We start from the raw sequence: 22,598 nt of genomic DNA, 5'->3' as shown, positions 1-22,598 counted from the left end.
TGAATTATGCATCGACACTCCCTTTCTATACAACAAAAAATGACCTCTTACATAAGAGGCCATTTTCTTTCACGTTCAAGAATCCTCTTATCTTCCAAAAAACACAACGTGTTCTCTGCGGAATTAGCACCTTCCTATACATTGACATAGGGGTTGCTGAGGTTTCATAGGGCCGTTCCCTCCACCTCTCTGGATAAGTATTAATTTGTAATTCGTATTATGGCATTAAGAAGTATAAATTTCAACACTTTTCTAATTATTTTTATTTTTTGTTCAACAGTACATTTAAATCATTGTATTCTTATCGGAATTATGAAATAATGAATTTAAAATAGTTACGGGAGGAATGTACGATGAAAGTAATCGGTTTAATTGGCGGACTAAGTTGGGAATCTACATCATTATATTATAAACATATTAATACACTTACACTCTCTCAATATGACCAAAATGCAAAGCTTGTTTTATATAGCATGGACTTTGGTGAAGTAACTACTTTATTACAAAATCATCAATATGAAGAAGTGAAAAACGAATTAGTCACAGTTGCAAAAAAAGTTGAAAAATCTGGAGCTGACTGTTTATTAATGTGTTCTAATACTGTCCATTTATTTGCTGAAGAAGTAGAAAGTGCAATATCCATCCCGCTTCTTCATATTGGTGATGTAAGTGCTAAAGAAATGGTAGAACAGAATATTAAGCGTATCGGACTATTGGGTACGAAACAAACGATGGAACAAGACTTCTATAAATCACGTCTAGCAAACTATAACATTGAGACAATCATCCCAAATGAAGAGGACAGAAATTTTATTCATCATGTAATTTTAAATGAATTAAGTAAAGGGATTATTTCAGAAACATCAAAAGAAAAGCTATTACAAATTACAAAATCATTAATTCAAAATGGCGCAGAAGGTATACTACTAGGTTGCACCGAAATACCGTTGCTCATTTCCCAAAACGACCTTACTGTTCCTGTTTTTGATACTGCTTTTTTACATGCAAATACTGCTGTGCAGTTTGCGGGATAATAATATAAAAGCATAAAGGTGCCGCCTCTATGCTTTTATATTACTCACACTATTTATTTAAAAGAGATGTAATCACTGTGATTGCTTCATTTGAACCACCACAATCTAAAAAACTATCTTTCAGTTTTCGTATTCCATGCTTATACTTTTCATTTGAAAGAACATCGGTTACCGCTTCTTTTAACGTTTGCACATTAACATTCTCTTTCAATAACCGATGCGCCGCTTCAAGCTCAGTTAATCTTTGTGCTATCATTGGCTGGTCTTTATCGTGTGGAATGATGACAAATGGGACATTAAAATGAATAGCATCGTGTACACTGTTCATACCTCCATGTGTAATAAAAACATCTGCTTCACTTAATACTTCTGATTGAGGTACGTATGGAGCAATTATAAAATTGTTTGGCGCTTCCTTAATTTTAGAACGGTCATTTCTATCGCCAATTGCCATTACAACTAATCCATTAAAATCTGAGAAAGCATCAATACATGCATTAAAGAATGGTTCGATTCCTTCAAGCAGTGTTCCCATTGAAATATAAATAACTTTCTTATCTTTAAGCAATTCAAGTGGAAACTCTACATTTGTTTTACGCTTTGAAATACTTGGTCCAATAAAAATATTATTTTCTCCAAACAAATCGCTATTAGGTTGAAAATAGCGACTTGTGTACACAAGAGTAATATCTCCCTTGTTATGCATAAATTGAAGATTGTTTTTAGGCTTTACTCCAAATTCATGTTCCATTCGATATAGTAACTGTTCAGAAATTTCATCAGGTTGGAATGGTATTTCTGCATTAGGATGAAAAGGTAAAATCTCCAAAAATTCAGTAGGAATTAAAAATATAGGAGAAGAAACTATGCCTGGAATTTGTAAATACTCCTTTACTAACTCTCCAGCACCAAATATATCATAAATTACGAAATCAAAATTAATGCTTTCACATAATTGTTTCGTAATTTCTAATATATATAAAGAAGTTTGAACATGTACATGAAAGAAAGAGTTCAATCCATATGAAGTTTCAGTATCAATAGAAATATCCTTTAATAAATCTGGATGAGTATATACAGTAGCTCCCAAATCTTCAATTCTGCCTTTAAAGTGTTCTGTTGTAATATAGTGTACGTGATCCCCCCGTTCAGTAAAGGCTTTGACTAAACTTAATGTCGGGTTTACATGTCCCTCTGCTGGAAAATTAACCATTAAAATATTTCTCACTTCTTTCTCACTCCCTTACATTTCAACGCTCTTGATAATCATACTGTAATGATTACGGTCAATCTTCCCCTAATAGTCCTAATATACTTGCTACTTTAGATTGATAAATAATTGTCAGTTATTTAATTAAAAAAGGCATCTACATAAGTAGATGCCTAACCGTGATAAGGAGTGTTCTGTGAGGTTAGAATAAGCTTTTCAGCTTGTCCTATGCTATCAATATATGATTTTTTTTATAAAACGTGAACAATTGATAGAATGATTTTACCTTTCTATCACCCATTTTGAATCTATCCCTAAATTAAACGACTCTAGTTTCTATATTATTTCATATGTTTTAACTTTCTTGAGAGCTATCTATTTGTAAAGTTTCTCCATTCAATCTCTTATTTTTCAATTCAAAATAAGCATCTAAAACTTCTTTTCCAATATCAGAGTTAATACCAGATTTATCATTCATAACCCACGGCACAACTACAGAGAATGCTACTTCTGGATTATCATATGGCGCATACCCTGCTAACGTTAAGTTATAACATTCTCTTCTCTCGCCCTTTTCATTTCTTCCAATATCACTTTCTCCACCGTAAACTGTCTGTGCTGTTCCTGTTTTACCTGCTGGTTTATAAGATGCTTTTTGGAACGCCCTTACTCCTGTTCCATCTCCCTCTTGGAATACCTTTCTAAATCCTTCTTTTACTTGCTTTATATATTCCTCTTTCATATCAACTTTATTTAAAACAATTGGTTCTACTGCATGCACAACTTTACCAATCTCATCTTTTTGCGAAGTTTGCTCTCTTACCTCTTGAACAATTTGTGGCTTCATTCGATATCCGCCGTTTGCAATTGTTGAAATATACTGTACGAGCTGAAGTGGTGTATACGTGTCGTACTGGCCAATTGAGTAATCTAATAAGAAACCAGGTTGATTATCTTTTTTACCAATTTGTCCAGCTGTTTCATTCGGTAAATCGATACCCGTTGGAACACCTAATCCGAATTGTCTAAAATAGTACCTCATTTTATCAAAGTATTCCTGTTTAATATTTAATGAACTATTTCTCACATAATCCACACCTGCAATTTTTAATGCTGTATGGAACATATAAACGTTTGAAGAGACTTGTAACGCTCTTAAATCATCAATATTTCCAAACTCTTTCCAAGACTTCTTCTCCCTAGTACCTTTAAACTTCATAGGTGCATCATAAAAATAAGTACCTGGTGTTATAGCTTTCGTTTCAAATCCAGTTAAAACTGTGGCACCTTTAACTGTTGATCCCAGCTCATATGAACTAGTCATTGTACCTAATGCATAGTCTTCAATTTCTGTTTTCCCGTCTTTTTCTATAAGTCTTTTGCCAGCCATTGATAATACTTGTCCGTTTTTCGGATTCATCATTACAACGAAAGCACGGTCCAACATGGATTCTGATCCTTTATATGCTTTTAATATTTTTTCTATACTTTCTTCTACCTTTTTCTGTAATTCCATATCTATTGTTAAAGTTAAGTTCTTACCGCTCTTTCCCTCAGAAATTGTTTCCGTTCTAATTGTAGTACCTTGTTTGTCTGCAACGCTTCTTACTTCTTTTTTTGTACCATGAAGTACATCTTCATATTGCTGCTCGATATAACTTTTTCCAACCCTATCATTTCGGCTATAATCACGTACCAAGTAATAATCTAATCGTTCACTTGGTAATCCTTCATCGGAATTAGAAACATTTCCAAGAACGGATCGGAATAATCCATCATTCACATACACTCTCTCCCAATCAACCGACACGTCTACACCTGGGAGATTCGCCAAACTTTCACTAATTATAGTAAATTCCTTTTCACTAACGTCTTTTTTAATAATTTGAGGAGCCATTTGATAACCAGAAGTCATCTTACTTTTAATAGCTAACACTTTTATATCTTTATCAGTTAAATCCTGAAGATTTTTATCCGTAACTCGTTTTCTTTTTAACTCTTCAATTTTTTTATCTAAATTTTTCCCGGTAATATCTTTATCTCTGAACTTATTTATTTCTTTTTTAGATACTAATTTTTCGGTTAGTGTCGGATTTAATTGCATCCAAAAATCTTTCTTATCCGTCTCAGTTAGTTTATCTATATCCTCTTGTGGTATTTCAATTATGTCTGCAAGTTGTCTTGCTGTTTTTAATATTTCTTCTGATTTTACACCTTTCATCTTTGTATATGTAATTGTACGTAAAGATTTATTATCAACTACTGGATTCCCTTCTCGATCAAATATTTTTCCACGCGGGACAGAAAGGCTTACGGTTGCATTTTCTCTTTTCTCTACTTCATTTTTATACGTCTCACCATCGATAATTTGTACTTTACCTAATTGTATGATCATGGCAGAAAATAATATAAATACACAAAAAAATAGAATGTTTAAACGCATTGTTACTGCTCTACCACTTTTTTTCTCTTGTTTTTTCACCTTGTCATAATCTCCTCCTTACTGTATTTCTATTAATAATTGAATCTATATATTAAAAGTAATGCACGTTTCCTATACATTACCTTGCACAAATACTAATATATTGATAAAAACTTAATAGAAATTAAAGCAAATCTAAAGAAAAGGTAAAGTTTTCTAAATTAAATACAAAAATACCCAATAACAAAAAGTTTAACTTTTCGTTATTGGGTATTTAATAATTTAAGAGTTAATAATTGAACGTATTGATTCTAATCTATCATCATAATTTGATAAAGGCTTTTTACTCTGAATTTTTGGCAAGTAAATCGTTACTGTTGTCCCGACACCAACCTCACTCATAATACTTATATTCCCTTGATGACTTTCAATAATTTTATAACTTAACATCAATCCAATACCGGTACCTTTTTCTTTCGTACTATAGAACGGTTCACCTAATCTTTTAATTCTTTCTTCGGGTATTCCTATTCCTTTATCAATTATACTAATAATGATACCATCTTTACCTATTTCTTTTATGTGAATTGAAATTCTTCCGCCATCTGGCATAGCTTCAATCGAATTTTGCAAAATGTTAATAAATACTTGTTTCAGTTGATTTTCTGAGCATTCAATGATTATATCTTTGGAATCTGTATATAATTCAACTTGAATATTTGTCATAATTGCTTTTGTATTCATTAATGAGACGACATTTTTAAATATTTGATAAATATTTTTCTTTTCGGTACTTATTTCGTCTGTTTTAGCAATCGACAAAAACTCTTGAAGAATCGCTTCTATTCTTTCAATTTCAGAAAGCATTAGATCAAAATATTTTTCTTGATCTTCTTTATTAATTTGGAATAACTGTATAAACCCTTTAATGACTGTTAATGGATTCCTAACTTCGTGAGCTACACCAGCTGCTAATTGACCGATTGCTGCAAGTGTATCTGATTTATTTAGCAATTCTTCTGTCTTTTTTCGCTCTGTAATATCCCGTACAATAATCATAATTTTATCATGCAATAAAGGTAAACATCTAGCTTCAAAGAAATCGATACTTCCATTAATTGTAAGTGGATATTCAATAATTGCATTTGTTCCTTTTTCTTTCACTTGACAAATTGCTTCTTGAAATTTTTGTGCTACTGTAGATGGTAATACTTCGTAAAACTTTTTTCCCATAAAAGCTTCTGCGGGTACGTAAAATTTTGTGGGGGATCCTGCTTTATAATCAATAATTGTTCCATCATCTTCTGTTAAGAAACATAAATCTGGTAAAGCTTGAAAAATTAATTCCAATTCAGACGTTTGTTGTTTTAATTTCTCTTCTATTGCTTTTAAATGTGTAATATCTACACCAACAGCCCAATAGCTAAATCCACTTACAGGAAACTGTTCTGATATATTGGACCACATTATCGTTTTAATTTCACCATTTTTACATGTTAAGCGCATTTCCCAATCTCTAAAATTCTTTCCACGAGTCAAAAATTTCTTTTGTATCTCATGACGATAATTATGATCAGGATACAGTAATCGAAGTGCATTTGGATTTCCAATTACCTCTTCCGCAGTATATCCTGTTACAATTTCACATTCGCGATTCCACAAAACAAAGTCTCCATTATAATCAAGCGCATCAACCATAACAGGCATGTTTTGTAAAATTGTATGTAGTTCCTCCTCTTTTCGAGTAAGTAACGTTGTATTTTTACTTTGAAAGCATTTCATTACTCCATCTATAATTAGATTTGAAAGCATTTCAAAGTATTTTTGGCAATTGAAAATTTCGCTTTTCTGAGACCATACAACAAAAGATCCTAAATATTGATTGTATAAAAAAATGGGGATTTCAATTTTGGGAAGTTTACATATTTTCTTTTCATTTATTCCAAATGAAAATATACATTCTTTTTCAGCATCAAGAAGTTGATGTGATATGTTGGTTAATTGATAAAATTGTTCTGCCATGGTTTCTATTGTACTCACATCAATAAGTTCCATTAGCCGCGCATTCATTCCTTTTTCACCTCAATATGTAAAATTCATACAAATTTAAAATTCATACTTCTCCATTATACGAAGAATGTGCCTATAGGTATATAGCTGAAGAATAATTATTCGAATAAATTTTATTTTTCAATTAAAATCAGAAAAGAATATCCGTCCAATTTAAAACTCTAATTAGTAAGTTTTATTCATCTACGATTGACTATTATCCGATTCAATCATGATCTTCTTTGTTGCAAAAACTCTCCTTAACGTCCTTTCATTCGTTAAGTTTTGACATGGGTTCATACGCACTAGTAGCAGTATAAAAATACATTAAATATAAAGTTCATAAAATTTTAACAATTAGTATGAAAAATATAAACATTTATTCCAATATATTCTATATAATAAAATGTAATAAGGCTTCTATGAATCTCATAGAATACCTTACCCCTAATAAAAAGAAAAAAAGAATCTATTTAGATTCTTTTTTTCTTTTTATATTACATTACATATTTATATAAAGCATGTGCGACACCGTGTTCTTCATTAGTCAATGTTTTGTATTGACACATCGCTTTTATTTCTTCAACTGCATTTCCCATTGCAATTGATATATTTGCTTTTTCCATCATAGATACATCGTTCAGCCCATCACCTATTGCCACAGTATTTTCAACTGGAATATTCAGATGTTCTGCTAAAGTATATAGTCCATTTCCTTTTTGAGCATCTCGGTGATTAATCTCTAAATTATGCCAATATGAAGATGTAATTGCTAAATCCGTATTATGCAGAAACGTTTCTTTTAACTTTTTTAATTTTTCCATGTCATAAGAAAATGGTAAAAGCTTATGCACGTGTATATCAGTTTCTACAATTGGTTTACAACTTTCTGCACTAAGAAACGCTGTATGTTCAAGGTATAATGCTGCGATCGTTTCCAACTCTTTCAAATCGATATTTTCATTTGAATTTTTCACATAATCAATTTCATTACGTACACTCTCTACTCCATAGTCTGGTACGTACACACCTTTGTCAGTATAAAGCTGATAATATAAACCATTCTCTTCAAGATAGTTCACAATCTCAAGTGCTTGCATATTTTGAATTGGATATCGTTTCATCATTTTTTTATCTTTATATATAAGCGCACCATTTTCAGCGATAATTGGACACTCTAAATTCACTTCTAGCAACAATCGTTCAATGTCAACTATAGAACGTCCTGTACAAATTGCTACAACATGGCCCGCTTCCTGGCATTTTCGAATCGCTTCTGCATTCTCTTTACTAATCATTTTATTCCCCGAAAGAAGGGTTCCATCTAAATCAATTGCGATTAATTTCATTATTTCTTCACCACTTTCTATATATACACGAATTTATATTAAACGAAAGGTATCGTTTTCATACTGATTTCGTGAAGTACTCCTTATTTATAATTTATGAAAAGCGTTTCAGGTCAAGAAATAATTAAAAATAAAATCAGAAGCTTTTCTTTTTAAAGAAAAGCTTCTGATTTTAAACTATGAACTATAACTAATATATTTCGTCTCACACATGTACACATTCTTTTCTTCAGTCGGGACATATATTTTAAACTTTTCTAAACGTTTTCCGTAAACATGAATAGTGACAACGCTTTCATTTTCTGCTATTTCAAGAATATGACAATCAGCTGGTGGAATGACTTTATCTGTTTCTCCTTCTCCCAAATAAAGATTTCCTGTATGAGTTAAATAAACAAGTGAATTTTCAAGCTGCTTCGTTTGTATAAAGTTCTGCACCATTATTCTTCCTGTAAATACGCCTTCTACTCCCCATGTGCCATCATGATCATGTAAAGGAGTCGATTGTCCATCTTTCCATACAAGAGCTAATACTTCAAAGCGATTTAAAGGATCTTCATATAGCAAGTGTCGTGCATATTGAGCTGAATTCGCCTTCTGTTTTTCTAACGGAAGCCATGTTTTCTTTTCTAAAAGTTTTTCTAATAATTTTTCAATCCTACAAACAATTTGATCTTCTAATAAATTGCTATTTACTAAATCCGTTACAGCTTTAATAAATGTTTGGAACGTCTTACTTCCATTACATGTTAACATAAGCATCCTCCTCTACTCTTATTCACACACTTCCATACTAAATAACCAACTAAAATTTTACAATTGAGAAATAAAAAACAAGGTACAGTAGTACCTTGCTGAACAGTTTATTGAGTTTTTAAGCAGATAGGTAAGAATTTCAAAGTTTGCTCATTTTCCAATATACATTGTTCTAAATTGAACGATGGAGATAATGCTATCTTTTCAAAAGCATTTATAAAGGTAGTTAATGCAATCTCAGCTTCTAAACGTGCAAGTGGTGCCCCTAAGCAAAAGTGAGGACCTTTACCAAATGTTAAATGCTTTTCATTTCCTATTCGGTGTATATTAAATTTAGAGGCTTGCGAGAACTTTTTCTCATCTAAATTTGCTGCACTTACCCACGCAACCACCATTTGATCCTTTTTCATTAAAGGGCCAAATATATTTGTATCCTCTGTAATTCTCCTAGCTAATGTAATGGGAAAACGATAGCGTAATACTTCCTCAATTGCTTTTGAAATTAATGTAGGTTCTTCTCTTAATTCTTTATATGTTCCTGGTGAATCCACTAAGAAACAGTAAAAACTATTAATAATTAAATTTGTAGTTGTTTCATTGCCAGCCGCTAATAAACCCAATGAAAAAGTAACAATTTCTTCATCAGTTAATCTTTCGCCTTCATATTCAGCTCGTATTAAATCTGAGATAATATCATCCGTTAAATGGTATCTCTTTTCCTGAACGATCGGTAGAAGATATGCTTTAAATTCATTTAGTGCTATCCCCTTTTCTACATCCAGATCATTAAACTTTTCTTTACTATACGGCATAAATAAAATATCAGACCATGCTTTAATTTTTTTGCGGTCAGTTGTTGGCACTCCTAATAAATCGGATATGACGGTAACAGGTAAAGAGGCAGCAAACTGTTCAACGATATCAACTTCACTAAATTTTTCAATATCTTTTACAAGTTCATCTGCGATAGCCTGTATTCGAGGTTTCCATTGTTCTAAACTTCTTGAAGTAAATGCTTTAGAAACGATAGAACGTACATTGCGATGTTCTGGTGGATCAGTAGAATTAATATTGATTCGAGTTTCTAAAGGAGGGATTGAGAATTGTCTTCGCTCCCTTCTACTTGAAAACAGGCGATAGTCTGATAAAACACGATTTACGTCCTCATACAAAAATACATTCCAAACATCTTGCTCTTCATCATAATGTACGGGGTGATTATCCCTCATAAATTGATACCACTCATACGGATTCCACAATTCCTCTTTCGTTTTCAGCTTTGAAATTTCATGAACTAAAATCACATTTTCAGGCGAAGCCATAGTCCTTTCCTCCCTTTTCTTTTACAATAAAAGTGATAGGTCGGTAATTCAAAGTTGTATAATCTAACATATGTTATTTTAACATATACTAAAGGGGATTTTTCCTAGGAGAACTTGAGAAATAAATAAGGGGGATTTTTATGTATGTTGATATTTTATTGCTGGCAGAATTGACGTCAGGGCCAAAATATGGCTATGAAATTAAGAAAAATATCCAAAATCGGTTAGGAGAGAATTTTGAATTAAATCATAATATGCTTTATCCTTCTCTTCGACGTTTTGAGAATATGGGGGCTATAACGAAAAAGGTACATACACAAGTCGGTAAACCAAACCGAAATATATATGACATAACTAAAACAGGAGAAGAAATCTTTTCTGAAATGTTGCGCGAGTTTCCCGAAAAACTTGCGACAAACAATATAGAATTTCTTGTTCGTATCGCGCTATTTGAAAAACTTGATTATGAAGCTAGAAAAGAAATTTTAACAATACGCCAAGACATACTACATAAACAACTTACTGCTATTCAATCTCTAGATGCTAACTCATCTTTTATTACAGAAGTCATTGAATTTAGTAAATCACGTATCGAACATGAATTGCTCTGGATTACATCACTTATGAAGAAAATATGAAAAAATAAAAGAAAAGTTAAAAACAATGAATGAAAATGAGATTTATTATCAATACTATGATTAATAAAAGGGCAACCACGATTTGGCTACCCTTCAAAAATTTATACTTCCGGATCGAAAGTTTTGCAATCTGTTTCTTCTGTAGTCGATGCTTGTTTTCCTTTATGACTTACTACATAAATTGCGTCTGCGCTACATTTATTGCCGTTAGCCCAAAATTTACAATTGTTTACTTCACATAAAACGTCTTGTGCCATAGTATCACACCTCCTCGTTCTATTATCATTAACAAAATTCGGAGGTATGATACTCTTTGTTATGCATTTTTTATTCCATTTTTAGCTTTCTTAATGGCTCTATATGCCCTTGTACAATGGCATCTATATTTTCAGTTATTTTTTCAATATCAAAATGCCACCATTGAATTTGCAGTAATTCCTCTATTATTGTATTTGTAAATCGTTCCTTTATTTTATTCGCGGGGTTTCCACCAACAATTGTATATGGTGCAACGTCTCTAGTCACAACAGATTTAGCTGCTATTATTGCACCATCCCCTATTTTTATTCCAGGCATAATGGTTGCATCCATACCGATCCAAACGTCATTACCTATGACTGTATCCCCTTTGTAAGGTAGATCAGACAAACTAGGTGTATACTTCTCCCACCCATTTCCAAATATATTAAATGGATATGCCGAAAACCCATCCATCCGATGATTCGCTCCGTTCATAGTAAAGGTAACTCCACTTGCAATACAACAAAACTTTCCAATAATAAGGCGATCTCCAAGAAATTCATAATGATGTAATACTCGATCTTCAAATGTTTCTCCATCTTTCGCATCATAATATGAATAGTCTCCAACGAGTATATTAGCTTTTGTTATTGTATTTTTTATAAATTGGACATTTTCATTTCCTTCAATAGGGTACTTAACATTGGGATTAGGATTCATTTTGTATAGCACTTCCTTTACCACTTATTTCACTTTCTATTGCTATCGTTGGCTTTAAATTGTATATAGGTAAAATAAACAATAATCCAATTATAAATAGGAAAGCCGTTCCTTCATACATCATACTTAATGAAAACATCTCCTTTAATGAGCCAGCAATACTCATCGTTACTACCATTGAACCGGTGAATAGTGGACTTAAAATGCCATTTACACGACCAATAAAATCTGTATCACTATTTTGAATAATGAGCGTATTAATACCTATTTGGATACATGGAAGAGCTAACCCACTAAAAAGTTGTGCTGTAAGTGTTACCCATAAATTTGTCGAATAACCTATAATACCAATACCGATTGCCTGACCAAGCATACCGATAATTAACATCTTTTGCGGCGCAACGTTTTTTGCAAACACCATCGCTAAAGCACCACCAACAATCATTCCTGCGCCATTTACTGTTAGTAACCATTGTAAACTCTCTTTTGATAATCCTAACTGCTCAGTTACAATAAAAATACCTAACGGCTGAATTAAACCAATTCCTAGTCCTGCTGCCATAAAACAAAGCCCTAGCAAAGTTAATGCTTTTTTCTTTTTCACATATTTAATACCATCAAGCATTTCCTGTAATAAAGTGATTTCTTTTTTCTCATTATCATTCTCAAGATCTTTCGGAAGAAATAACAACACCGCTGCTGCAAGTAAAAAAGCGATACCTGTTATAATAATTGAAATGTAAATTCCAAAACTATGAAAAATAAATGTTCCAAGAATCGGTCCTAAAACCATAAATATCGCAAATATTGTTTGATAAATAGACATTGCTAATTGAATTTGTTCTGCCGATAAATGTTGTTTAAATAATTTCATTCCAGATGGTTGAGAAAACTGCGAAAGGATTGCAGAAATAAGCGTTACAAAAAATACGATTTTCCACGTTCCAAACATTAGAGTAATTAATACAGCAAATACTGAAATAGAACTTAACGTTTCACACCATATCATTGTCTTTTTCGGCTTCCACCTATCAGCAAACGTTCCACCAATAAAGGAAAAGATGAAAATTGGAGCAAACTCCGCAACTGAAATCATCGAAATAGCAAAAGCATCACCTTTTGTCATTTCCATGACATATAGTAATACCGCAAAGTTCCGAACCCATATTCCAATTTGTAAAAATAATGCTGATGCTAGAATCCCCTGTACAAACCGGTTTTTTAATACTTGTGATACCCCATTATTTTGTTTCGTTTCTACATTTGTCGACATAAAAAAGCCCCCTATTTCATGTTCTGAACAGGAGGCAGCACAAATCATATGAAAAGACTATATTTTTCGCAGAGCGAAATACATCCCTTTTCTATAAATGTACAGACTAATCCTATTCAGAAGAATATTTCGTTTTTTAACGAAGATCTCTTACAAATAGAATTAGTTGATCATTGGGATGTTTTCACCCTTCCGTTTCGAATTTAAATAACACATACATACTCTATGTAAATTATTTTCTATGTATGCATGTCTTACAATAAATATTCTAGAATGTTAATGGCAATTCCTCTAAAGAACGCATTAAATAATTACCTTGCCATTTAATATCTTCACGATTCCCTTTTATTTGTAGTTCGGGCATTCTCTCAAACAAAGTAGTAATAGCAATTTTTGCTTCCAACCTAGCAAGTGGAGCACCTAGGCAGAAATGGCTACCATGACCAAAGGCAATATGACGATTGTTCTCGCGAGTAATATCGAATACTTCTGGATTCTCAAATACTGTTTCATCACGGTTTGCAGAAGCTAAGGCAATGACAACCATATCTCCTTTTTCAATTGTTTGATCGTGAATTTGAAAAGGTTCATCTGCCCATCTTGAAGTTGTAACCTCAACCGGAGAATAATATCGTAATCCTTCCTCAATTGCTGCATCAATTAACTTTGGATTTTCTTTTAATAACTGTAATTGATCCGGATTTTCAAGAAGTGCTAATACCGTATTTGTTATTAAATTTACCGTTGTCTCATGCCCTGCAACAATTAGTAACATTATCATTGAATATAGTTCCCGAGCGTTAAGTTTATGTCCTTCACTTTCTGCAAGTATTAAAGCACTAATCAAGTCCTCTTTCGGTTCTTTTCGTTTCATATCAACTAAATATTGAAGGTATGTAATAAACTCAGATAGTTGCTTTTCAGTTTCTTTTATTTCTTCTGGTGTTTCTGGATAAGCAATGACAGCATGCGACCAAATTCTAAATTTCGCTTGATCTTCTTTTGGAATGCCGAGCATTTCACTTATTACAATGATTGGTAAAGGAAATGAATAATCATCCACAAGGTTTAATGAACCTTTTCGCTCAACTTCGTTCAATAAATCATCTGCAATATCCTGAATTCTTCCTCCCAGTTGTGCAATCATCTTCGGTGTGAAAACTTTTTGCACAAGTGATCGCAGACGATTGTGGTTAGGTGGATCTGAATTTAACATGTGCGTCGTTAAATGATCACTATTGTCAACAGTAAGAAACACATTTAATGTTTCTTGAGAAAATACATTGGCAGGATCTTTTTTTAAGCGATTGTCTTTTAAAAGCGGCAAAGCATCTTCATATCTTGTTATAAGCCACTCTGCACCTAATTCTGTTTTATTCACAAATAAGATAGGTTGCATTTTTCGGGATTCTTTATAAATTTCATATGCATCTTCTTTAAACTGCGCTGAAGCTAAATTAATGCCATCCTCTATTCTTAGCCCAACTTTATTTTTCATTGACATTGTATTCCCTCACTCTCATTTGTTTTAAAAAAACAACCAACATATGCATTATACGCTAATAAAAACGTGAAAATTGTAACTTTTTAATCAAAACCTTACTTCGTATATTGAAAAATAAAAAAGTGAGGGAGTAAAATCTTTCTACTCTCTCACTTCTCTTTATGCGAAGCACATAAAATTACTAATTTGTTGATAGCGATAACTTACTTTACGACGACGACCACCTTGCCACGTGTAACCTGATACTCCGTTTCTTCTCACTTCAGTCGGAAAGAACCATAAGTCTCTTCCGAAAGGTCCAGGACGATGTAAACGTAAATAGCCCCACCTGCCTAAACAGTTACACATCTATGATTTCATATTGCCTGCTTGTGCTGGAGAAGAAAATGTAGACGGTAACGATGGAGCTTGAGACGGTGGTGGTGACGTTGGAGCATCTTCCGCATCATCTGGTCTATAATCTTCTTGTTCCATATCTCTCACTTCATTTGTAGCTTCATATCCGTAATTTTGTGGATTATAATACATCGCTTGATCATATGGATAATTTTGTTGGTTATACATATTAACAAATCACCTTCTTTTCATTACCTTTATCATTCATATGTGATATGTCCTCTATGGGAAGCTTATGTATAGCCTAAATTCAACCAAAAATAAAGCTCGTATTTTAAAAATACGAGCTTCTTCATAAACGGAATAGATGTATTATTTTCTTAATTTCACACTATAGAAACGCATTTCATCTAATGAACCTTCAAATTCAAATACTTCTTGTTTAATTAATTCCTTTAAACGATACTCTAAAAACGTATCGCCAACTGATTGCTCTACAAGACCAAGTGCTTCACTAATTACTCTAGGGGCTTTTAAAAATTCTCGATCAGCACCTATACTTTTCGCACATTCAATAATAAATTGATCAAAATAATCTTCTTGTACAGAACGCACTTCATTGTCTGTCCAAACTCTTAAAAATCCCTTACTATTCGATAGACGATCCCACTCACATTCAAGCTGCATACGTTTCTCTACAGTTAAATACGGCAATTTTACAAAACTTTTTTGAATTAGAGCTAAACTTTCAGGTGGTAACTCTCCTGTTCCACGAATAACATACTCTAGTTTTAATATTTCTTTACCTGCTTCAGATGTATTCATAACGCGAATATTTTTCTTATCTTTTAATTGCGCCATTACAAAACATAGACCTACATGTTCATGTGCGTTATCGGCTTTCCAAATTGTAATAGGCGTTTCACTAGGAATAGCGTATAGTTCTTTCATAGTTTCTAAAAACCTTGGTAAATACTCTTCTTCAAAATAATTTTCATAAGCATTTAAGTTGTTTACTAACCATTCCTGTCTTGCTAGTTGCCCTTCATTCATATGTAACTTATTTATCGGCCCAATTGAAAAGAATTCAGAAAAAGCAACAACCATCTCCTCCAATCGTTCTTCTTGACCAAGCATATGCTTTAAACATCCAGCTGTTGAATCATCAAATGCAATATGTACGTGTGAGACTTCTTTTACATTTCTTTTATAAGATGTATTACTCGTTAGTTGCTTAGGAATATCCATCAAATTTTTAATAGTATCTTCACTATAGTTTTCTTTTAATAAATTTAATTGGATTAGAATACTTTGAAGTAAGTGTTTTGCTTCATCTTCGTGCATATCCTCTACAGCATTTTTAATTTTATCTATCATGTAAACCCCTCTATTCATTTCAAAAATAACGTAGATTATAGTGTATCATTTAAGTGTTAATCTTTAAAAGTTTTTTAGTCAAATCATGTATTAGAAAGATTGCTAAATAACCTTTTGTAAATCTTTTTATTCAAATGTATAATTATATAGAAAATAAAAATATAGGAGCTATGTTTATGGAGAAAGTATTTCCTAATTATAAACATTATCTAAAAAATTGGAGATTTATATTTATTTGTATATTACCTACTATCGCCTTTTTATTTGCTTTTGATGTCATCTTTGAATTAATATTTCATCAAGATTTCTATTTATCTAACTTAATTTTTGCTATTATTTTATTTTTAATATTTATGAGCATCAAAGATATGTTTAAAATTAAAAGTTAAAGATCCGGATAAAGTGGGATAAAAAAAGAGCACCCTGCAATCAGATGCTCTCATGTGATAGAGGTTTTTCTGAGTATTAAGTAGGACACGAAGGTCTTGTCCCACTATCTAATATATGCTTGTACTTATTTTTTGTGCATGTACGAAGTATCACTATAAATTCTCCTCATAAATTCCTTGTACAATTAACATATTTATACATAAAAAAACATCCCCCGTGGATGTTTTTTTATGTACCGATTTTTAAGCTTCCATAAACTTAGCCGGTACACCAATTTTTTCAACTACAGAAGATATATTAGTAGGATTAATCATTACATTTTCAATACTAACTAATTTATTTTCTAATAGTCCATTCTCTGTTGTAATAAGTTCTTCAAACCGTTCTAAAGTCATCGAGAATTTATGTTCACTTCCGCCATTCATACTGACTTTTACATACTTCATCGTGCACCCGCCTTTCATAATAATCTATAATTCGATAAAAAGGCGCTTACATCCTTTTTATTTAATACTAGATTTTACACTTTTACACTTGCCAATTTACGTTTATATTTAATATGAAAAAAGCTGATACTATTTTTTATTCACATTATAATTGCGAGTAAAAATGATAAAGATAGAAATGCACAAAGTGGTATAAATAAAACAGTATCCATTCTAGCAAAACGCGTATCTTTTTTTCGTTTGAAGATACCAAAATAATGAAATTCACCTATTACTCTTATAAAAAAAACAACCATACAAACCCAGGATCCCATTTGAACAATAATATTAGGAAATGCGAAATGAATAATATTTGTTTGTTGTAATAAAATTATTGCGGCCATACTTAGTAATAACGCAATGAACAAAGTCATCCCTGTACCTGGTGTAAATGCCTTTTCTCCAGCTTTTGTTGGAATGACACTATTTGTCGCCCACTTACCTCCAAAAGCCCAATAAACATGTAAAAAGCTAACTAAAAATAATATACAGACAGAAATATATGTAATAATAAACATTTTGTCCTCCTATTATTTTATTTAAGCCCTCAACTTTAGAGTATGCTATAAATTTCACCTTAGCAATCTATTTTTAATAACATAAAACCCCTTAATGATTTTTCTTAAAATTGATTAATCATTAAGGGGCTTTTAAACTTTATTATGCATTATACCGATTTCTACGACGTTCCATCCTCGTTTGTCCTTGAGCAGTCTCTTCTTTATATTGAGGTATTTGCTCTGCCATTTCATATGTTGCAACTGCAGTTGGTTCTTCGTAATTATGCTCACGTATTTCTTCAGGCGTTTTTTGTTTCGATACTTTGCCACCAAACTTAAATAATTTTAACTTAAATTTCGGTAATCTTGGGATCGGAATCTGAAATGATTGCTTTTTACGTTTCTTTTTTTGTTGAAATAAAGTTATATTTTCTTTATAATCCTCTTCTTTACGGTGTAATAACATAGCAATTAATCCACCTAATATAAGTCCACCAACTAAAAGCATAAGATATTTGAAATTACTTGTCATTAAACTCGACATACGTTCAAGTATGACTAACGATTGCACTTCTTTAATATCCCATAGTAAAGCGGCCCATAATGCGAATAAACCGAAAGTAAGCCCATATGTACGAAAACGGAATAAACATGGGATTAAAGCGATACAAGCAGCGATTTTCGCATTCGCTATGATTGAACTTGTTGAAATATCTTGATGCCAAATGATTAACAATAATGTAATAAATGGCGCATACGCTATCCAACTACATATACGTGAATATATTTTTTTCGCAAAATAACTACCGAAACTAGTAAAAAATAAAAGGCCTCCAATATATAAAGATTGTTCTAGTGGGATTTGCTTTAAAATTCCTGCAACTGGAAAGAGGCCGCTCAATAGCATGAATAGCACATCTAATTTCTTCACAATTCCTCATTCCTTTCAAATTTCTTTTGAGTCAATTCATATAGCTTTTCCGTATGATATAGTTTTTTATTTCTAAAAAACATCTTAATCCTGTATGGAAATAAAGTAAATATATAAAAGAGAAGATACATGACAAAAGATATCCTTATTTACATGAAAAAATGACAAATCCTGATCGATATAATGAGCAGGATTTGTTTATTATTATTATTTACAGTAGAATAATTGAATCTTTCTTTTCTATTTTTATAATATCTACATCCAATTCATCATCAAACTCTTTAAACTCTCTTGCATCTATATCCGTCATATAGCTCTTTGTTACTTTCGCCATATGCATGGGATATGGCATGTGTATATTCTTTTCCAAAAGCATACTTGAATTACAGCACATGTAATGTACCATTTTGGCAATATAGTTCCTTTCAACAGCTTTTACACCTAGCGGGAATATTTCAAGTATATATCGATGTAAGGTTTCACTACCATTAGACGAATACTCACCAGTGCTATAATACATTCCTTTTTGATCTATATATAAACTTGTACTATCCAGTACATCATCACATTCTATCACACCGTATTTTGGCACATCAAAAGATGCATTTATTCTTACAGCATTTAAGTTTGGAACCTTTAGCACATCTGGAACAATGTCAGGGAAAGTATCTATATCAATTTTTTCATTTTGTAACTCTTTTATCCAATGTTTTCTTACATTCGCATCTATTATGAAGTATACTTGCTCATTTTGTTCTTTTGCATGTTGTAAAACTTCCGTTAATGTTTCAGAAACAAATTGTTTAAATTGAATGCCCATATCATTTCTTTTTGAAGGCTGCGGTAAAAAGGCATTATGTTTATTTACATTTAACAATAAATAATCAATCGTTTGCCACTCTGTATTCCCATATAATTTATATGAAATTTCTTTTCCTTTTATTTGTGAAAAAATGGGTAAGAAATCAAATTTCGAGATTCGTTCAATTGATAAATTAACATATGTACAAGGTAAATTTATCTTATTCCAACTACGTTTTAAAAATCCTCTTTGTTCTAATAAACTAAAAATACCATTTATAATCGTTTTACGAGATACACTTTGGCCTATAAATAAATTAATAAATGCTGAAATACGGTTTGTTCGTGCAAATCCTTCTCTAACAATTTGCTTTGGATCAATTTTTTCACGTCCATCACAATTTTTCATTGCAATTAACGCCAATGTCGCATCATTGCGCTTACCTGCAGTAGCATAAACCGCTTTTATAACATCCTCTACTAAATCCGTTTTATACTTCTGGCAATATTGCATCTTATATGGATTTTGCAATACTTTTTCAATATTACATCTTACTATTTTTAACAATACTGGAGAGTCTGCATGTAATACATATGATGACTCACTGATTTGAGCTAACACCATTTCGCTTTCAAATAACGCTTGCTCTACTTCCATCGATATTTTTTCAGACCATATTTCTAACGTTATAGTCTCTAATCCTTTTGGAGCAATTAAAGGGAATATTTCGTTTTCATTATTTATTTCTAGTTTCTTACATTCTGGTATTAATGTGAAATAAGCAAATTTTTGCTGAAACGCTTTAAATAGATACTCTCTTTCCTTTACTTTTATACCTTGTTTTATTTTAGTACCTTGAACTTTATATATTCTCTCATTGTATGGAAGCAATACTCTAAGATTTGCTCCTAGCATATAATCTTTCGGATATTGAAGAATATGATCTAATTCAACTTCTCCACCTATACGAAAATCATCTTTTAAATTTCTAAATATCTTAATCCATTTGATGCCGTTTGTAGCCTGCTGAACTTTTAGTTTTACAAATCGTAATTTCTTATTATTCGATGCAAATTCTGGAGTAGAAATTAATATCATGCCCCGTTTTCGTCTTAATAGCAAAGGAATGTCTGGATGGTTATATTCTTGATAAAATCTCCGAATTCCTATTGAAACATTTAATAATGGAATGTTCTCTCCTCCGCGCGTTATATATTCGAACCGAAATACATAGGCGAAATAGTCTTGTGTTTTTTCATCTTTAATAGGCTCTGACATCACCTCACAAATATTTTGTGATCTAAGAGGAGAAAAATATATATCTTCTTCATTTATATTTTCTAATTGTACAGGACGTTCACAAAAAATATGTGAAATTAAAGCGGGCACCCATTTAGAATATACTTCCTTATCATGTAGTACTGTTAAATTAGAAATTAAATCGTAATGCCATTCATATTTTGGCGATTCTATTAATTTATTAGGTTTCCAATCATGAATAATCTCATACCAACTTTGAAAAATATAATCAAGTTGTTCTTTTCTTATAGGTTCTTTACATACAATCCATGGTGTGTTTTCATTTAATACATATGGATTATGCTGAATAAATAATATATCAGAAAACATATCATATAATCTTTCATTCAATCGTTTCAACTTACTCGTTAATAAAAATGTCTTATAATGTATCTCTACAATATCGAGCCATTCAATAGGAAAATATATAAATGATACGCTTTCGTTTAAAAGAGGTTCTACTATATTTTCAAATGTTAACAACTTTAATTTTTCCATAAAATGATTACTTCCTTTCTTCATTTTTCTTGATCACAAAAAACTAGAAAAATAATTACTTAATTAAATCAATTTAAACCAATTTCTTTTTTGAAAATATAATTCATTTATTTTAATAATACAATTTAAGTAGCCCACTAATGAAAGTAACATTTACTTATCTTCTATATTTTATTAAACAAAGCATATGCATCACATCCCTCACACTATTAATACTTCACATTCGAATTATACGATATAAACCCTTGTATTGTATTTACAATTTACGAAAATTTTACAAAAAAAAATATCTGATTCATTAAAATCAACATAACTAATGGTTTCCATGACTGGTTTTCCATCTTCACCTTTTAACTGGACAAGCATATATTATTGTATGGAGGCAATCCACTTATAGAAATCTACCTTTCTTGTCTAAGAGCACGCTTATATGTGTGCTCTTTTAATTTGTTATTCAATGATGACTCAGCTATAAGTTCACACCATTTTAAAACAACTTGCATATAATGTCATGTTTCCTCTTTAAATTTATATTTTGAGCAGAGCGCTTAAGAAAAGCGCTCTTTATATTTAAATAAAGATTTTATATAAAAACTGCACATATACTAGAAACATACATACAATACTCATGATTATTTCAGAATTAGCCATTAAGCACCTTTTTACGGTGCTCTTTATTTGTTGCTAAATAAGCATTTTGTTAAAGAACTGAATAAAATTCAATATTCCGCCAATAATAATCACAATACAATCTGCTTCTTACCCAGGTTGTATCGAATAGAGCAGTTATTATAAATAGCTGCTCTTTTTAATTCTTGTTATATAAACTTGAAGTTTTTGCCCATACTATATATAACTCACGATAAATTGATACTCCTTAAATTCGTGGATGTAATGTTCTTATAGCAGTTAGCTTTTGCTAACTGCTCTTTTGTATTGAATTAAAAATAAGTTTTAGGTCTTATTTCTTTTTTACGCCATATAATTTTAACCTAAACATCCAGCTCAAAATGTTACCTCCTATCTTAAAGAGCACTTATGCATGGTGCTCTTTTTTATTTTGTTTTCTTTTATTCCTGAATAATATTTTTAACCCTGTTCATACTATTTTTGTAACTTAAAGTTACAAAATATTTCTGTAAGTGTGGCGTTTCTTTTGTACAACGAGCAGTTAGTTTTATTAACTATCTGCTTCGTTGTGCAAAAGAAAGATTTTTCAAACTGAACACTTATTAAGAACATACATAAAATATCATGCGGTATTCTTTTTCAATATTAGTTTTGGTCATGGAGCGCCTTAAAAAGCGCTCTTTATATTTGAAATAAATAACCCTTTTGTTCAAACATACTCACGATTTATATAAACTAAGCATATATTTATATAGACAAGACATAGCTTTTTATTATACATGCACAATTTTTGTGCATGTTTTTTCAATATAATAAGGAGTTTATTAACCATC

General features: G+C 31.5%; 18 protein-coding genes, 1 pseudogene and 1 riboswitch. Of the genes and pseudogenes, 3 read left to right on the top strand and 16 right to left on the bottom strand.

Going from position 1 to position 22,598, the window contains the following annotated elements; genetic code table 11:
- Positions 1–84: 84 nt before the first annotated feature.
- A riboswitch (SAM riboswitch) is annotated at positions 85–200 on the bottom strand.
- Positions 201–353: 153 nt separating this feature from the next.
- Positions 354–1,034 (top strand): aspartate/glutamate racemase family protein, encoded by a 681-nt coding sequence (locus RCJ96_RS14585; RefSeq protein ID WP_074610856.1) that lies wholly within the window; start codon positions 354–356, stop codon positions 1,032–1,034.
- 49 nt (positions 1,035–1,083) lie between these two features.
- On the opposite strand, the gene RCJ96_RS14580 is transcribed toward RCJ96_RS14585, so the two are convergent.
- The 6 genes from RCJ96_RS14580 to RCJ96_RS14555 all read right to left on the bottom strand — a co-directional run bounded on the left by RCJ96_RS14580 (position 1,084) and on the right by RCJ96_RS14555 (position 10,142).
- Positions 1,084–2,262 carry a macrolide family glycosyltransferase gene (locus RCJ96_RS14580; RefSeq protein WP_416504524.1) on the bottom strand — a complete coding sequence of 393 codons (1,179 nt, stop codon included), beginning with the start codon at positions 2,260–2,262 and terminating at the stop codon, positions 1,084–1,086.
- A 337-nt stretch (positions 2,263–2,599) separates the two neighbouring features.
- On the bottom strand, positions 2,600–4,726 hold the full coding sequence (locus RCJ96_RS14575; RefSeq protein WP_416504523.1) for a peptidoglycan D,D-transpeptidase FtsI family protein: 2,127 nt from the start codon (positions 4,724–4,726) through the stop codon (positions 2,600–2,602).
- A gap of 222 nt (positions 4,727–4,948) precedes the next feature.
- On the bottom strand, positions 4,949–6,736 hold the full coding sequence (locus RCJ96_RS14570; protein ID WP_416504522.1) for an ATP-binding protein: 1,788 nt from the start codon (positions 6,734–6,736) through the stop codon (positions 4,949–4,951).
- A gap of 476 nt (positions 6,737–7,212) precedes the next feature.
- Complete coding sequence (locus RCJ96_RS14565) at positions 7,213–8,064, bottom strand: Cof-type HAD-IIB family hydrolase (protein ID WP_416504521.1); 852 nt, start codon at positions 8,062–8,064, stop codon at positions 7,213–7,215.
- A gap of 177 nt (positions 8,065–8,241) precedes the next feature.
- A complete protein-coding gene (locus RCJ96_RS14560; RefSeq protein ID WP_074610336.1) occupies positions 8,242–8,820 on the bottom strand; it encodes a cysteine dioxygenase family protein in 579 nt (192 codons plus the stop codon).
- A 107-nt stretch (positions 8,821–8,927) separates the two neighbouring features.
- Complete coding sequence (locus RCJ96_RS14555) at positions 8,928–10,142, bottom strand: cytochrome P450 (RefSeq protein WP_416504519.1); 1,215 nt, start codon at positions 10,140–10,142, stop codon at positions 8,928–8,930.
- 140 nt (positions 10,143–10,282) lie between these two features.
- On the opposite strand from RCJ96_RS14555, the gene RCJ96_RS14550 reads away from it, so the two are divergent.
- Complete coding sequence (locus RCJ96_RS14550) at positions 10,283–10,780, top strand: PadR family transcriptional regulator (RefSeq protein WP_074610341.1); 498 nt, start codon at positions 10,283–10,285, stop codon at positions 10,778–10,780.
- A gap of 101 nt (positions 10,781–10,881) precedes the next feature.
- Here RCJ96_RS14550 and RCJ96_RS14545 read toward each other — a convergent pair whose 3' ends face one another.
- From RCJ96_RS14545 to RCJ96_RS14520, 6 genes and pseudogenes are all read right to left on the bottom strand, one after another.
- Complete coding sequence (locus RCJ96_RS14545; RefSeq protein WP_000046091.1) at positions 10,882–11,037, bottom strand: DUF1540 domain-containing protein; 156 nt, start codon at positions 11,035–11,037, stop codon at positions 10,882–10,884.
- A gap of 70 nt (positions 11,038–11,107) precedes the next feature.
- Positions 11,108–11,740 carry a Vat family streptogramin A O-acetyltransferase gene (locus tag RCJ96_RS14540; RefSeq protein ID WP_416504518.1) on the bottom strand — a complete coding sequence of 211 codons (633 nt, stop codon included), beginning with the start codon at positions 11,738–11,740 and terminating at the stop codon, positions 11,108–11,110.
- Entirely contained in the window at positions 11,730–13,013 is a 1,284-nt protein-coding gene (locus tag RCJ96_RS14535) for an MFS transporter (RefSeq protein WP_416504517.1), read from the bottom strand. Before RCJ96_RS14535 ends, RCJ96_RS14540 begins: the two co-directional genes overlap by 11 nt.
- 268 nt (positions 13,014–13,281) lie before the next feature.
- Entirely contained in the window at positions 13,282–14,517 is a 1,236-nt protein-coding gene (gene cypA, locus RCJ96_RS14530) for a cytochrome P450 (RefSeq protein WP_416504516.1), read from the bottom strand.
- Positions 14,518–14,676: 159 nt separating this feature from the next.
- A pseudogene (locus tag RCJ96_RS14525) lies at positions 14,677–15,081 on the bottom strand (hypothetical protein).
- Between the two features lie 144 nt (positions 15,082–15,225).
- Positions 15,226–16,230: a DUF1835 domain-containing protein gene (locus RCJ96_RS14520; RefSeq protein WP_416504515.1), complete on the bottom strand. Its 1,005-nt coding sequence runs from the start codon at positions 16,228–16,230 to the stop codon at positions 15,226–15,228.
- Positions 16,231–16,406: 176 nt separating this feature from the next.
- Between RCJ96_RS14520 and RCJ96_RS14515 the strand changes: the two genes are divergently transcribed.
- Entirely contained in the window at positions 16,407–16,619 is a 213-nt protein-coding gene (locus RCJ96_RS14515) for a hypothetical protein (protein WP_000416564.1), read from the top strand.
- 243 nt (positions 16,620–16,862) lie between these two features.
- Here RCJ96_RS14515 and RCJ96_RS14510 read toward each other — a convergent pair whose 3' ends face one another.
- The 4 genes from RCJ96_RS14510 to RCJ96_RS14495 all read right to left on the bottom strand — a co-directional run bounded on the left by RCJ96_RS14510 (position 16,863) and on the right by RCJ96_RS14495 (position 21,135).
- On the bottom strand, positions 16,863–17,066 hold the full coding sequence (locus RCJ96_RS14510) for a hypothetical protein (protein ID WP_000878375.1): 204 nt from the start codon (positions 17,064–17,066) through the stop codon (positions 16,863–16,865).
- A gap of 140 nt (positions 17,067–17,206) precedes the next feature.
- Positions 17,207–17,623, bottom strand: coding sequence for a DUF3995 domain-containing protein (locus RCJ96_RS14505; protein ID WP_274431495.1), 417 nt, complete (start codon positions 17,621–17,623; stop codon positions 17,207–17,209).
- Positions 17,624–17,765: 142 nt separating this feature from the next.
- Positions 17,766–18,536 (bottom strand): DUF3959 family protein, encoded by a 771-nt coding sequence (locus RCJ96_RS14500; RefSeq protein WP_242303865.1) that lies wholly within the window; start codon positions 18,534–18,536, stop codon positions 17,766–17,768.
- Positions 18,537–18,747: 211 nt separating this feature from the next.
- Positions 18,748–21,135, bottom strand: coding sequence for an RNaseH domain-containing protein (locus tag RCJ96_RS14495; RefSeq protein WP_446699809.1), 2,388 nt, complete (start codon positions 21,133–21,135; stop codon positions 18,748–18,750).
- Positions 21,136–22,598: the final 1,463 nt, after the last annotated feature.

The sequence above is a fragment of the Bacillus sp. BSL6 genome, assembly GCF_052928345.1.
This window is presented reverse-complemented; position numbering and strand designations above follow the sequence as displayed.

Coding starts and splice junctions, on each gene's coding strand:
- RCJ96_RS14585 (WP_074610856.1), top strand. CDS start 354: ATGAAAGTAATCGGTTTAATTGGCGGACTAAGTTGGGAATCTACATCA.
- RCJ96_RS14570 (WP_416504522.1), bottom strand. CDS start 6,736: ATGAATGCGCGGCTAATGGAACTTATTGATGTGAGTACAATAGAAACC.
- RCJ96_RS14565 (WP_416504521.1), bottom strand. CDS start 8,064: ATGAAATTAATCGCAATTGATTTAGATGGAACCCTTCTTTCGGGGAAT.
- RCJ96_RS14560 (WP_074610336.1), bottom strand. CDS start 8,820: ATGTTAACATGTAATGGAAGTAAGACGTTCCAAACATTTATTAAAGCT.
- RCJ96_RS14555 (WP_416504519.1), bottom strand. CDS start 10,142: ATGGCTTCGCCTGAAAATGTGATTTTAGTTCATGAAATTTCAAAGCTG.
- RCJ96_RS14550 (WP_074610341.1), top strand. CDS start 10,283: ATGTATGTTGATATTTTATTGCTGGCAGAATTGACGTCAGGGCCAAAA.
- RCJ96_RS14545 (WP_000046091.1), bottom strand. CDS start 11,037: ATGGCACAAGACGTTTTATGTGAAGTAAACAATTGTAAATTTTGGGCT.
- RCJ96_RS14540 (WP_416504518.1), bottom strand. CDS start 11,740: ATGAATCCTAATCCCAATGTTAAGTACCCTATTGAAGGAAATGAAAAT.
- RCJ96_RS14535 (WP_416504517.1), bottom strand. CDS start 13,013: ATGTCGACAAATGTAGAAACGAAACAAAATAATGGGGTATCACAAGTA.
- cypA (WP_416504516.1), bottom strand. CDS start 14,517: ATGTCAATGAAAAATAAAGTTGGGCTAAGAATAGAGGATGGCATTAAT.
- RCJ96_RS14520 (WP_416504515.1), bottom strand. CDS start 16,230: ATGATAGATAAAATTAAAAATGCTGTAGAGGATATGCACGAAGATGAA.
- RCJ96_RS14515 (WP_000416564.1), top strand. CDS start 16,407: ATGGAGAAAGTATTTCCTAATTATAAACATTATCTAAAAAATTGGAGA.
- RCJ96_RS14510 (WP_000878375.1), bottom strand. CDS start 17,066: ATGAAGTATGTAAAAGTCAGTATGAATGGCGGAAGTGAACATAAATTC.
- RCJ96_RS14505 (WP_274431495.1), bottom strand. CDS start 17,623: ATGTTTATTATTACATATATTTCTGTCTGTATATTATTTTTAGTTAGC.
- RCJ96_RS14495 (WP_446699809.1), bottom strand. CDS start 21,135: ATGGAAAAATTAAAGTTGTTAACATTTGAAAATATAGTAGAACCTCTT.